This is a genomic window from Streptomyces sp. NBC_00846 (genome assembly GCF_045207325.1).
Lineage (GTDB): Bacteria > Actinomycetota > Actinomycetes > Streptomycetales > Streptomycetaceae > Streptomyces.
Window position 1 is genome coordinate 1,969,008 of record NZ_CP108846.1, and the last position, 12,514, is coordinate 1,981,521.

Below are 12,514 nucleotides of genomic sequence, written 5' to 3' on the forward strand. Positions count from 1 at the left end.
CATGGGCCTGTGGACCTCTTGGAGTTGGTTCAGGAGTGTTCGACGAAGGTGTCACCGAGGACCATGGCGTTGTCCCGCTCGACGGCCCTCACCTCGACCCGTACCTCGTCCCCGCCGGTCCACATCTCGATGCGGAGAGTCTCGCCGGGGAAGACCACCCCGACGAACCGGGTGCGGTAGGAGCGGATACGGGCCACATCGCCACCGAGCACCGTGTCGGTGACGGCCTTGAGTGTCATGCCGTAGGTGCACAGCCCGTGCAGGATCGGCCGGTCGAAGCCGGCGAGCCTGGCGAACTCGGGGTCGGCGTGGAGCGGGTTCCAGTCCCCGGAGAGGCGGTACAGCAGCGCCTGGTCCGGGCGGATCGGACGCTCCACGATGTGGTTGGGGGCGATGGCGGAATGGACCGTCCGCCCGGACGGGCCGCGCTCACCGCCGAAACCGCCCTCGCCCCGGACGAAGATCTGGGCGTCGTTGGTCCACAGCGGACCCTCGTCGTCGGCGGCCTCGGTACGCAGCACCAGTACGGCCGCCTTGCCCTTGTCGTACACCGCGGCGACCTTCGACGTCTGTACGGCGCTGCCCTTCACGGGGATCGGCCGGTGCACCCGTACGCTCTGCGCGCCGTGCAGGACGTTGGCGAGGTCGACGTCGACGCCCGGCGAGGAGAGGCCGCCGACGACGCCCATGCCCGCACCCGCGACGGTGGCGAAGGAGGGCAGCACCTGGAGCCGGGACTCCAGGGTGTAGCGCAGCTCTCCGGGGTCGGTGGCCGGGTCGGCCCTTACCGGGTCGGCACCCGCGCCGATCCCCAGGTGGTAGAGCTGGACGTCCTTGTGGTCCCAGCTGATCCGGGTGGACCGGGGTTCGGCGGCAACAGCCTTTTCGGCATCAATGGGCATGGGGAAGCTGCTCCTTGATGGTGGGAAGACCTCGGCGCGGCCGTCCGCACCGTCGGCCGCACCGAGGTCGTGCGGGACCGGCCGCCACGCCCGTTCTAGAACGCGTTCTAGCCGATGACCCCATGTATAACGCAGCGCCCATCCGTTGTGAAGACCGCTGCTGACGTGGCGTCAGATCGGGCGTCCGGGCGGGCCCCGGCCATGACATTTGTCATGGCGAAGTCCGTACACACACCTCTGCCGGAGTGCCGGGCGCCCTCCGTAGCGTCGTGGTCATGAAGCAGACGACGGGGAGTTCGGACGCGGTGGTCCTCACCGCGGTGGTCAAGACCTTCGGCCGGGCGGGACGGACCGTACGGGCCGTGGACGGGATCGATCTGTCCATCGGCCGCGGCGAGACCGTGGCCCTGCTGGGCCGCAACGGCGCGGGCAAGTCCACCGCCATCGGCCTCCTGCTGGGGCTGAACGAGCCGGACTCCGGCCGGGTGCGGGTACTGGGCCGGACCGCCGGGCAGGCGGTCCGGGCCGGTCTGGTCGGCGCGATGCTCCAGGACGGGCGGCCCATCCAGCGCGTCACCGTCCGCGAACTGATCGCCTTCGTCGCCTCCACCTATCCGCGGCCGATGCCGGTGGCCGAGGCGCTCTCGCTGGCGGGCGTCTCCACGTACGCGAACCGGCGCATCGACAAGCTCTCCGGCGGCCAGACCCAGCGCGTCCGCTTCGCCGTCGCGCTGGCCGGCAACCCGGAGCTGATCGTCCTGGACGAGCCGACCGCCGCTCTGGACGTGGAGGCACGCCGGACGTTCTGGGACTCGATGCGGGCCTACGCCCGGCGCGGCAACACCGTCCTCTTCTCCACCCACTACCTGGAGGAGGCCGACGAGAACGCCGACCGGATCGTCGTCGTCGACCGGGGCCGGGTCGTCGCGGACGGCAGCGGGGACACGATCAGGGGCTCGGCCGGCAGCAGTCTCGTCTCCTTCGACCTGGCGGGCCGGCCGGCCGGGGGCCTGGAGCTGCTGCCCGGGGTCGTGACCGTCGAGGTGTCCGGGGACCGGGCGCTGCTGCACACGGACGACTCGGACGCCACCGTCATGGAGCTGGCCCGGCTGGGCGCGATCCGTGACCTCCAGGTCTCCCGGGCCACGTTGGAGGACGCGTTCCTCTCCTTGACCTCACCGGCCGCCGCAGTGCCCGTAACCGACTCCGAGTCCGAGTCCGAGTCCGAGTCCGAGTCCGAGTCCGAGTCCGAAGGGGAGACCGTGTGATGTACCGCTACATCGTGCTCGAAATCCGCCGGACCCTGCGCGACGGTTTCTTCCTGATCTTCGGGACCGGGATGCCGGTGATGATGTACCTGCTCTTCACCAACATCGGCGGGGGCGACGGCGTCGACGGCTGGAAGACCGCCTCGATGGTCGGCATGGCCGCGTACGGGGCACTGGGCTCCGCCATGTCGATCGGTACGGGGGTCGCCTCCGACAAGACGCTCGGCTGGCTCCAGCAGCTGCGGGTCACCCCGCTCGCCCCTTCGCAGGTGGTCGTGGGGCGGGCCATCAGCGGTTCGGTGACCGTCCTGCCGACGATCCTGACGGTGCTGCTGGCCGGTGGACTGCTCAACGGGGTGCGGCTGGACGCCTGGCAGTGGATCACGCTGGCGCTGCTGCTGTGGACCGGCGCGCTGCCGTTCACGCTGCTCGGCCTCGGCAACGGCTACCGGCTCACCCCGCAGGGCACCGGAGTGGTCAACGTGGCCTGCTTGATGGGCTTCGCGATCGTCGGCGGGCTGTGGTTCCCGCTGGAGCTGCTGCCCGAATGGCTGCGCTCCGTCGGCAGGTTCACCCCTGCCAACCGGTTCGCCGACCTGGGCTGGGCGATCACCGACGGGCACGCGCCCGGCACCGGAACGGTCGTGGTCCTCTGCGCATGGCTCCTGTTGTTCGGTACGTACGCCGTGATCTCCTACCGTCGGTCCGCGAGGACCGTATAACCGGAGACGGCCGTACAGCCGGAGAGGACCGCATGACCGGAGAGGACTGCACGACCGGAGAGGACCACCGGACAGAAATGGACATGGCCAGGAACCGGACGGACAAGGGGGCGAATGCCCGCCCGGGGAGATGGCGGAACCGGCGCAGACGGCGCGGCAACCGGCGCCCGGGACCGCCGGGACCGTACACCCTGCTGCCCTGGCTGCTGATGGGCCTGGGCTCCTTCTCCAACCTCTTCCAGGGAGAGGCCCCCAACCCCTGGCTCGGCGGCCTCGGGCTGCTCACCTTCAACTCCCTCTACGTCTCTGTGGTGTTCCGCGGCTTCCACAAGAAGAAGCGCGAAAGCCCGGTCACGTACTGGCTGCTCGCCGCGATGGCCACCGTGACGTTCGCGCTGGCGATCGGCTACGGCGGCAGCTGGCTGCTGTTCTTCCCGCTGCTCTCGCTGGCCTGCGGCACCGTCCTGCGCCACCGGCAGCTCGCGGCCGGTCTGCTCTCGCTGGCCGTGGTCGCCACCCTCGTCGCGGTGTGGCGTGGCAACGGCGGCTCGGATCCGTGGACCATCGGCTACGGCACGTTCATCTCGGGCGCGGTGACGGCCGCGATCCTCACCCTCGCGGAGACCGTGATGGAACTGCGCGCCACCCGACAGGAGTTGGCCCGTACGGCCGTCGAGAAGGAGCGGCTGCGGTTCTCCCGCGATCTGCACGACCTGCTGGGCCACACCCTCTCCGTGATCGTGGTCAAGTCGGAGGCCGCGCGCCGCCTCGCACCGCGCGACATGAACGCCGCGCTCACCCAGGTCGCCGACATAGAGTCCGTCGGCCGCCAGGCCCTCACCGAGATCCGGGAGGCCGTCACCGGCTACCGGGAGGGGAGCCTCGCGACCGAACTGGACCGGGCCCGGTCCGCGCTGACCGCCGCCGGGATCGAGCCGGTGCTCCGCCGCTCGGGGCCGCCGCTCGCCCCGCAGGCGGAGGCGCTGCTGGGCTGGGTGGTGCGGGAGGCCGTCACCAACGTCGTACGCCACTCCCACGCCACCACCTGCTCGTTCGTGGTCGACGGCAACGCCGAACGGGTCCGGCTGACGGTCACGGACGACGGCCGCGGCCCCGGCGCACCGGCCACACCCGGCATCGGCGGCACCGGTCTGACCGGCCTCACCGAGCGCCTCGCCGCGACGGGCGGCTCGCTGCGGGCGGGCCCGGGGCCGCAGGGCGGCTTCGTCCTCACCGCGGAACTCCCGGCGGAAATCCCGGCGGAACTCCCGGTAAAACTCCCGGCGGACATGCCGGCCGACGTGCCGGACGAGGCCGCTTCCGGCGCAGCAACAGACCCGCCTCGCGCGCGGGAGAGGTGAATGGGGCCCGGAACACCGTACGGCGCAGTCCGTTCGTGTGCTTCTCCCCAGGAAGGCACGCCTCTTCACCTCGCGTCATGCCACCGCATGCGCGTGATCACACTCAATCGGTCAGCGGTCGCCGCTACGGCGACAGCCGGCGGGCAGAAGTCCGGCGTCATCACCACCCACGGCAAGGGCATGGACAAGTGCCCCGGCTTCGGGGCACGCGGCGGACGCTCGCAAGGGTGCCCGGTCTGAGAGGCTGGCCGTATGACTGACATGCCTGGCGGGCGGCCCTCGAAGTGTGTACGTGTCCTGCTCGCCGAGGACCAGGGCATGATGCGCGGTGCGCTGGCCCTGCTGCTCGGTCTGGAGCCGGACATCGAGGTCGTCGCGCAGGTGGCCGCCGGGGACGAGATCGTGAACGCCGCCCTGCTGTCCCGCCCCGATGTGGCGCTGCTGGACATCGAGCTCCCGGGCCGCAGCGGTCTGGACGCCGCCGCCGAGCTGCGCGAGGAGGTGCCGGACTGCCGGGTGCTGATCCTGACCACGTTCGGCCGGCCCGGCTATCTGCGCCGGGCCATGGAGGCCGGGGCCGCGGGGTTCCTGGTCAAGGACGGCCCCGTCGAGGAACTCGCCACCGCGATCCGCCAGGTGCTCAGGGGCGAGACGGTGATCGACCCGGCGCTGGCCGCCGCCGCGCTCAGCGCCGGGCCGAGTCCGCTGACCGCGCGGGAGCGGGACGCGCTGAACGCCTCCGTGGACGGGGCGACGGTCGCCGACATCGCGGCGAAGCTGCATCTGTCCGAGTCGACGGTGCGCAACTATCTGTCGTCGGCCATCGGCAAGACGGGCACCCGCAATCGCATGGAGGCGGTCCGGGCGGCGCGGCAGCAGGGATGGCTGTAGGGCCTCTCGTCCGGATCGCGCCGGGTTCGTCCGCCCCGGTCCCCGCACTACCGCCGCAGCAACGTCACCACCGCTGCCCCGCCGAGCCCGATGTTGTGCGCGAGGCCGATCCGGGCGTCCTTCACCTGCCGCCCCTGCGCCTCTCCCCTGAGCTGCCAGGTCAGTTCCGCGGCCTGGGCGATTCCGGTGGCGCCGAGCGGGTGTCCCTTGGAGATCAGTCCGCCGGACGGGTTGACCACCCATCGGCCGCCGTACGTGGTGGCCCCCGACTCGACGAGCTTGCCGGACTCCCCCTCGCCGCACAGGCCGAGCGCCTCGTAGGTGAGTAGTTCGTTGATGGAGAAGCAGTCGTGCAGCTCGATGACGTCGAGGTCGGCGGCCGAAAGCCCCGAGGCCTCGTACACCTGCCGGGCGGCGGCGCGCGACATCGGCTGTCCCACGGCGTCGACGCAGGTACCGGAGGCGAAGGAGTCGCCGGTGTCGGTGGTCATGGCCTGGGCGACGATCTCGACGGCCCGGTCGCCCAGACCGTGCTCCTCGACGAAGCGTTCCGATACGACGACGGCGGCGGCCGCCCCGTCGGAGGTGGGTGAGCACTGGAGTTTGGTCAGCGGGCGGTGGATGGTCTTCGCGGCGAGGATCTCCTCGACCGTGTACGGGTCCTGGAACTGGGCGTACGGGTTGTTCACCGAGTGCCGGTGGTTCTTGGCGCCGACCGCGGCGAGCTGTGCCTCGGTCGTCCCGTAGCGTTCCATGTGCTCGCGGGCCGCGTTGCCGAATATCTGGGCGGTGGGCGGGCTCATCTCGAAACCGTGGGCGGCGGCCATGATCCCGTAGTGCCGGGCGACGGGTGATGTCTTGAAATCCGCGGCACCCCCGTCGGCACCACCGCCCCCGAGCGCCCCGCGCGTCATCTTCTCGAAGCCGAGCGCGAGGACGCAGTCGCTGCCGCCGCCCTCGACGAACTGCCGGGCCATCATCAGCGCCGTGGAGCCGGTGGCGCAGTTGTTGTTGACGTTGTAGACGGGCACTCCGGTCAGTCCGAGTTCGTACACGGCGCGCTGACCGGCGGTGGATGCCTGGAAGCAGTAGCCGACGACGGCCTGCTGGATCTGCTCGTACGCGAGGGAGGCATCGTCGAGCGCCGCCGTCCCGGCCTCCTTCGCCATGTCCCAGTACTGCCAGTCGCGGGTCTCGGGCTTCTCGAACTTCGTCATTCCGACACCGACGATGTACGCCTTCATGAGTTTCATGGGCTTCATGGGCTTGGGCTTCATGGGCTTGGACTTCATGGGCTTCATGGAATTCACGGGCGAGTCCCTTCCGTTCAATCGCGTCAATCGCGCGGGAGGCCGAGGATGCGCTCGGCGACGACATTGAGCTGAACCTGCGTGGTGCCGCCCGCGATGGTCAGACAGCGGGACATCAGGAAGCCGTGCAGGGCCCGCTCCCCCGCCCCTTCGCCGACCGCGCCGGCCGGGCCGAGGAGTTCGAGGGCCAGTTCGGCGACCTTCTGCTGGTGGGTGGTCTGGACGAGCTTGCGTACGGAGGCTCCCGCGCCCGGTTCGAGTCCCGAGACCTGTTGCAGGGTGGTCCGCAGTCCGATGCAGGCGAGTGCGTGGGCCTCGGCCGCGAGTGCTCCGATCCGGGCCCGGTACGTGCCGTCGAGTTCGCCGGAGCGGGCGATCAGTGCTTCCAGGCCGGTGTCGAAGGTCATCTGGTCGGCCATGTGGACGCGTTCGTTGCCGAGGGTGTTGCGGGCGACCCGCCAGCCGTCGTCGATCTCGCCGACGACGGCGTCGGCGGGCAGCAGGACGTCGTCGAAGTACACCTCGTTGAAGAGGGAGTCGCCGGTGATCTCCTTCAGCGGGCGGATGTCGATGCCCTCGGTGTTCTTCATGTCGACGAGGAAGTAGCTGAGGCCCTGGTGCTTGGGGGCGTCCGGGTCGGTCCTGGCCAGCAGGATTCCGTGGTCGGCCCACTGGGCGGCGCTCGTCCACACCTTCTGTCCGTTGATCCGCCAGCCTTCGCCGGTCCGCTCCGCCCTCGTCCGGAGCGAGGCGAGGTCGGAGCCCGCGCCGGGCTCGGAGAACAGTTGGCACCAGAGGAGCTCGCCGCGCAGGGTGGGCAGCAGATAGCGGTCCTGCTGTGCTGCCGTGCCGTGGGCGAGGAGCGAGGGGACGACCCAGGTGGCGATCCCGAGATCGCTCATCTTCACACCCTGTTCCTTCAACTCATGCTGTACGACGAGTTGTTGGACCGGTCCGGCGCCGAGACCGTAGGGGTCGGGGAGGTAGGGGGCGGCGTATCCGGTCGGCGCGAGCGCGCGGCGGGCGGCCTTCGGGTCGAGACCGCGGGCGACGGCTACGGCCTCGCGCGCCTCGGCCCGGTACGCCGCGGCCCCGGCGGGAAGTTCGAGGGCGAGTTCGCGGCGCGCCCCGCTCTCGGCCAGCCGGACGGCCCGCAGCCGGTGGGCGTCACCGGCCCCCAGCAGTTGCCGGGCCATCACCGTCCGGCGCAGATACAGGTGGGCGTCGTGCTCCCAGGTGAAGCCGATGCCGCCGAGGATCTGAATGCAGTCCTTGGCGCAGCCGTACGCGGCGTCGAGGGCGTCCGACGCGGCGAGGGCGGCGACCATGGAGCGTACGTCCAAGGTCGCCTCACCTTCGGCCTCTTCGGCGGCGCGGGCCGCGTCCCACACCAGCGCGCGGGCCCGCTCGACCCGTACGAGCATGTCGGCACAGAGGTGCTTGATGCCCTGGAACTGCCCGATGGGGCGGCCGAACTGCTCGCGGACCTTGGCGTGTTCGGTTGCGGTGTGCAGCGCCTTGGCCGCGGTTCCGCACGCCTCGGCGGAGAAGAGGACGGCGGCGAGGTCGCGGACGCGAGCGGTGTCGGTCCGTACGACGCGTTCCGCGGGAACGAGTACGCCCTCGGCGCGGATCTCGGCCGTGGGGCGGGTCGGGTCGGCACTGCGGTGCGGGCGGGCGGTCAGCCCCTCGGCGTCGGCGTCGACGGCGAACCAGAGGGTGCCGGTGGCCGATTCGGCGGAGAGCAGGAGGAGGTCGGCGTCGGCGCCGGAGAGGACGGGCGGGGCGATGCCGTCGAGCAGATGGCCGTCACCGTGCTCGACGGCGGTGAGGGTGCCGGGGCCGAGCGCGACGGCGCCGACGCGTGCGCCGGCGGCGAGGCCGTGGATCAGGTCACGCACCGGCCCACCCACCGGTCCGCTTGCCGATTCGCGTACGGGTACATGTACTGGTTCGCCTGCCGGCTTGGGTACCGGTTCGCCTGCCGGCTCTCTCGTCGGTTCGCCCGAGCCCGCCGTGTGCAGTACGGCGGAGGCGAGGACGCTCGCCAGATACGGGCCCGGAAGCGCGGCCCGGCCCGCCTCCTCCAGGACCACGGCCAGATCGAGGAGTTGGCCGCCCCCGCCTCCGCACTCCTCGGGCAGATGGATGGCGAGGAGGCCCTGCTCGGCCAGCCCGTCCCAGTACCCGGGGCGCACGCCGGGGGAACCGGGGGCGTCCGCGTCGAGGAGCTTGCGTATCTCCTCCGACGGCACGGCGCGCGCCAGCCACCCCCGTACGGCCTGCGCCAACTCCCTCTGCTCTTCGGTGATTCCGATGCCCATGCGGATCCTCGCCGGTCGCAGCCACTGGAACGGCGCAAGGGTAGAACACGTTCCATTCTGACGGAAGGTCAGATGACCGTCGGATCGGCGCGCGCTCCGGTCCGAGTGCGCAGTTGCGCCCCCATTCGTACCGTGTTCACCGGAATACCCCGGGCAGGTGGAAGGTTTCACCGTGCACACACTTGGTGGTCGGTGCTGCCCGCCCCGGACCCGCGCCCCGTACTCGCCCTCGACAAACCCTCGATCACGCCGCCCGGAGGCCACACGTATGCCACAGCCGACGAACGGACAGCACGCCGGGGAACTCCCCGATCCGCGGCCGCGCAAGGCGGGCGGCGGGGTCGTCCCCGTGCTCGCCTTCGCGGGCATCACCGTCGCGGTGATGCAGACCCTGCTCGTCCCCGTCATCAAGGATCTGCCCGCCCTTCTGCACACCGATCCGTCCAACGCCACCTGGGTGATGACCGCGACCCTGCTGGCGGGGGCCGTCTCGACGCCGATCATGGGGCGGCTCGGCGATCTCTACGGCAAGCGCAAGATGCTGCTCGCCAGTCTCGCCGTGATGGTGATCGGTTCTCTGATATGCGCCTTCACCGACGATCTCGTCGTCATGATCGGGGGGCGCGCGCTCCAGGGCTTCGCCATGGGCGCCATCCCGCTGGGCATCGGCATCATGCGTGACGAGCTGCCGCGCGAGAAGCTCGGCTCGGCGATGGCGCTGATGAGTTCGTCGATCGGGGTGGGCGGCGGACTCGCGCTGCCCGCCGCCGCGCTGGTCGCCCAGCACTCCGACTGGCACACCCTGTTCTTCGGCTCGGCCGGTCTCGGTGTGCTGTCGATGGCGCTGACCTTCCTCGCCGTCCCCGAGCCCGCGCTGCGCGCGCCCGGCCGCTTCGATCTCATCGGCGCACTCGGGCTCTCGCTCGGGCTGGTCTGTCTGCTGCTGCCCATCACCAAGGGCAGTGACTGGGGCTGGACCTCGGGAACCACGCTCGGACTGATCGCCGCCGCCCTGGTGATTCTCGTCCTGTGGGGCCTCTTCGAGCTGCGCATCCCGGCGCCGCTGGTCGATCTGCGGACCACGGCCCGGCGCGAGGTGCTGCTCACCAACCTCGCCTCGATCATGGTCGGGGTCGCGTTCTACGCCGTCTCACTGGTCCTGCCGCAGCTGCTCCAGCTGCCGGTGTCGACGGGGTACGGACTCGGCCGGTCGATGGTGGTCGCGGGGCTGTGCGTGGCGCCGCTCGGTCTGACGATGATGTTCGTCGCCCCGCTGTACGCCCGGCTGTCCGCCCGCCGGGGCCCCAAGGTGTCGCTGATGCTCGGCATGCTGATCATCGCGATCGGTTACGGGGCGGGGCTCGGGCTGATGAGCGCCCCGTGGCAGACCGTGGTGATCGCGGTGGTGCTCGGGGCCGGTATCGGACTCGCGTACTCCTCGCTGCCCGCGCTGATCATCGGGGCCGTCGATCCGTCCGAGACGGGTGCGGCCACCGGCCTGAACACCCTGATGCGGTCGATCGGTACGTCGGTTTCGAGCGCCGTGATCGGCATGGTGCTGGCCAACACCTCGGTGCGGACGGGCGGGGTGCCGCTGCCGTCGATGGAGGGGTTCCGCATCTCGTTCGGGATCGCGGCGGGTGCGGTGGTGATCGGGCTGGTGCTGGCCACGTTCCTGCCGTCGCAGCGCGACGCGATGCGCCCCGCGCTGCTGGCGAGCAGCGAGGACGACGCGTCGGCCCCCGCACTCTCCACGTCCCGTCCCGCGACCGGTTCGGGCGGCTTCCGCGGCCGGGTGCTGGACGCGGACGGTACGCCGGTGGCCCGCGCCAACGTCACGCTGATCGACCACCGGGGCCGGCAGGCCGGGCTCACCGTGGCGGACGAGGACGGCCACTACTTGCTGGCCGCCCCGTCCCGCGGCGCCTACGTGCTGGCCGGGTCGGCCGCCGGATACGCGCCGCGCGCCTACCCGGCGGCCTACCCCGGCGACGGGCTGCCGGTCGACGCCGATCTGGTGCTGGCGATCAGCGCACCGGAGCGTCGAACCGCGGTGTCGTCGTGAGCAGATGAGAGACGTCCGACCCGGCCGGCAGCTCCTGCGGCCCGGCGCCGCGGGTGAACAGCCGGGCGGGGCGGGCGCCCTGCACCCGGGCCTGGCGGCCGTTGACCCGCAGCCATGACCCTTCGCGCAGGCCGAGGACCGGCACGTCGTTCTCCTCCAGGAACTCGGTGAGCCGCTCCTCGCGGGTCTCGCCCTTGTGGGTGCTCTCCGGGTCCGGGTCCAGGTAGTGCGGGTTGATCTGGAACGGGACGAGGCCGAGCGTCTCGAAGGACGGCGGCTGCACGATGGGCATGTCGTTGGTGGTACGGAGGGTGGGCGCCGCCATGTTCGTACCGGCGCTGGCTCCCATGTACGGGAGTCCGCTCCGTACCGCTTCGGTCACGGCGTCCCGCAGGCCGGTCCGGTACAGGGCGCTCAGCAGCCGGAAGGAGTTTCCGCCACCGATGAACACGGCATCGGACGCGGCGAGTTCGGCGACCGGGTCGGCGTTCTCGTGGACCCCGCGGACGGTGATGCCGGACGGATCGAGGGCATCGCGGACGCGTGCGGTGTACGCGGTGTAGTCGGCGAGCGCGTACGGCACGAAGGCCAGCCGGGCACCGGAGGGCAGGAACGCGGTGACGGTGTCGAGGGCGTGTTCCAGATAACCGCGGCCGTACTGGGTGGAGTTGGAGAGCAGCAGCAGATTCACGGGGTTCCTCTTGGTTCTGTTCTGGATCATCAGGTAGTGGTGCGGGAGCGACGGGCGCGCGGCTTCGGGCGCTGCGGAGGCTGGGTGAGGCGTCTCTCCAGCAGCTGGGCCGCGTGGCGCAGGGCGTCGAGCCGGTCCTGCGGAGCCCCGCGGAAGAGCTCCTCGGCTCCGCCGAGGCTGAGGCTCCCGTACGGTTCGCGCCCGAGGAAGACGGGTACGGCGACGGTCGCGATGCCGGTGTCGTACTCGCCGACCGTAAAGGCGTAACCCTGGGCGCGAACCTTGAGGAACTCCTCCTCCAGCCGGTCCGGATCGGTGACGGTCCGGTCGGTGAAGCGGGCCATCGGGCGGCCCCGGAAGAGCCGGTGGCGCTGCTCGTCGGGCAGATACGCGTAGTACGACTTGCTGGTCGCCCCGGCGTGCGCCGGGTAGAGCTCGCCGACCAGGGGGTAGTAGCGCAGCGGCCCAGCCTCCCCCTCCTCCGCGGCGACGCACCGCATGTGGAAGCTGTCCGGCAGGCAGAACAGGACGGTGTCGCCGGTGACCCGGCGCAGCTCCTCCAGCACCGGCCCGGCCAGCAGCTCCAGCGATCCGGAACGCTCCCAGAGCCTGCCCAGGCGCAGCACGGCGGGGCCGATGCGGTAGCGGCGGGTGGCCGGGTCGGAGACCAGGAAGCCGCGCCCGGCCAGGGTGGCGAGCAGGCGCTGGGCCACCGAGGTGTCCCAGCCGAACTCCTCGGCGACCTCGGTGACGCCCCAGTCGGGCCGGGTCCGCTCGAAGGCGAGCAGCACGAGGAGCGCCCGGTCGACGGTTTGCAGGGCACCGGCGGGGGTGCGCCGGTCCAGATCGAAGTCCGCCATCGTCATCTCACCATTCAGACCTGAATTGCAAATAACGGGAAACAGTTGCGCTCAACGCTATCGGATCCCGAATGTTGCCTCAGCACCCCGCCCCGCGCTTCCCCCGTCGAGCGCCTCGGC

General features: G+C 71.1%; 11 protein-coding genes. 6 read left to right on the plus strand and 5 right to left on the minus strand.

Features of this window, described 5'->3' with window-relative positions; translation table 11 throughout:
* Window positions 1–29: 29 nt before the first annotated feature.
* A complete protein-coding gene (locus OG936_RS09115; RefSeq protein ID WP_406493787.1) occupies window positions 30–902 on the minus strand; it encodes a MaoC/PaaZ C-terminal domain-containing protein in 873 nt (290 codons plus the stop codon).
* A gap of 275 nt (window positions 903–1,177) precedes the next feature.
* On the opposite strand from OG936_RS09115, the gene OG936_RS09120 reads away from it, so the two are divergent.
* From OG936_RS09120 to OG936_RS09140, 5 genes are all read left to right on the plus strand, one after another.
* Window positions 1,178–2,170 carry an ABC transporter ATP-binding protein gene (locus tag OG936_RS09120; protein WP_406493789.1) on the plus strand — a complete coding sequence of 331 codons (993 nt, stop codon included), beginning with the start codon at window positions 1,178–1,180 and terminating at the stop codon, window positions 2,168–2,170.
* Window positions 2,170–2,892 (plus strand): ABC transporter permease, encoded by a 723-nt coding sequence (locus OG936_RS09125; protein ID WP_406493791.1) that lies wholly within the window; start codon window positions 2,170–2,172, stop codon window positions 2,890–2,892. The genes OG936_RS09120 and OG936_RS09125 overlap by 1 nt, the downstream gene beginning before the upstream one ends.
* Before the next feature lie 83 nt (window positions 2,893–2,975).
* Window positions 2,976–4,253, plus strand: a complete 1,278-nt coding sequence (locus OG936_RS09130; protein WP_406500372.1) for a sensor histidine kinase — start codon at window positions 2,976–2,978, stop codon at window positions 4,251–4,253.
* 93 nt (window positions 4,254–4,346) lie between these two features.
* Window positions 4,347–4,493 (plus strand): hypothetical protein, encoded by a 147-nt coding sequence (locus OG936_RS09135; protein WP_406493793.1) that lies wholly within the window; start codon window positions 4,347–4,349, stop codon window positions 4,491–4,493.
* Between the two features lie 12 nt (window positions 4,494–4,505).
* On the plus strand, window positions 4,506–5,144 hold the full coding sequence (locus OG936_RS09140; RefSeq protein ID WP_266745866.1) for a response regulator transcription factor: 639 nt from the start codon (window positions 4,506–4,508) through the stop codon (window positions 5,142–5,144).
* A 47-nt stretch (window positions 5,145–5,191) separates the two neighbouring features.
* Here OG936_RS09140 and OG936_RS09145 read toward each other — a convergent pair whose 3' ends face one another.
* Window positions 5,192–6,388, minus strand: coding sequence for a lipid-transfer protein (locus OG936_RS09145; protein WP_406500373.1), 1,197 nt, complete (start codon window positions 6,386–6,388; stop codon window positions 5,192–5,194).
* Window positions 6,389–6,480: 92 nt separating this feature from the next.
* Window positions 6,481–8,778, minus strand: coding sequence for an acyl-CoA dehydrogenase (locus tag OG936_RS09150; RefSeq protein WP_406493795.1), 2,298 nt, complete (start codon window positions 8,776–8,778; stop codon window positions 6,481–6,483).
* Window positions 8,779–9,046: 268 nt separating this feature from the next.
* On the opposite strand from OG936_RS09150, the gene OG936_RS09155 reads away from it, so the two are divergent.
* Entirely contained in the window at window positions 9,047–10,843 is a 1,797-nt protein-coding gene (locus OG936_RS09155; protein WP_406493797.1) for an MFS transporter, read from the plus strand.
* On the opposite strand, the gene pepE is transcribed toward OG936_RS09155, so the two are convergent.
* Window positions 10,806–11,534 carry a dipeptidase PepE gene (gene pepE, locus OG936_RS09160; RefSeq protein WP_406500374.1) on the minus strand — a complete coding sequence of 243 codons (729 nt, stop codon included), beginning with the start codon at window positions 11,532–11,534 and terminating at the stop codon, window positions 10,806–10,808. The genes OG936_RS09155 and pepE overlap by 38 nt on opposite strands.
* Window positions 11,535–11,563: 29 nt before the next feature.
* On the minus strand, window positions 11,564–12,394 hold the full coding sequence (locus tag OG936_RS09165) for an IclR family transcriptional regulator (protein WP_383750664.1): 831 nt from the start codon (window positions 12,392–12,394) through the stop codon (window positions 11,564–11,566).
* Window positions 12,395–12,514 lie beyond the last annotated feature (120 nt).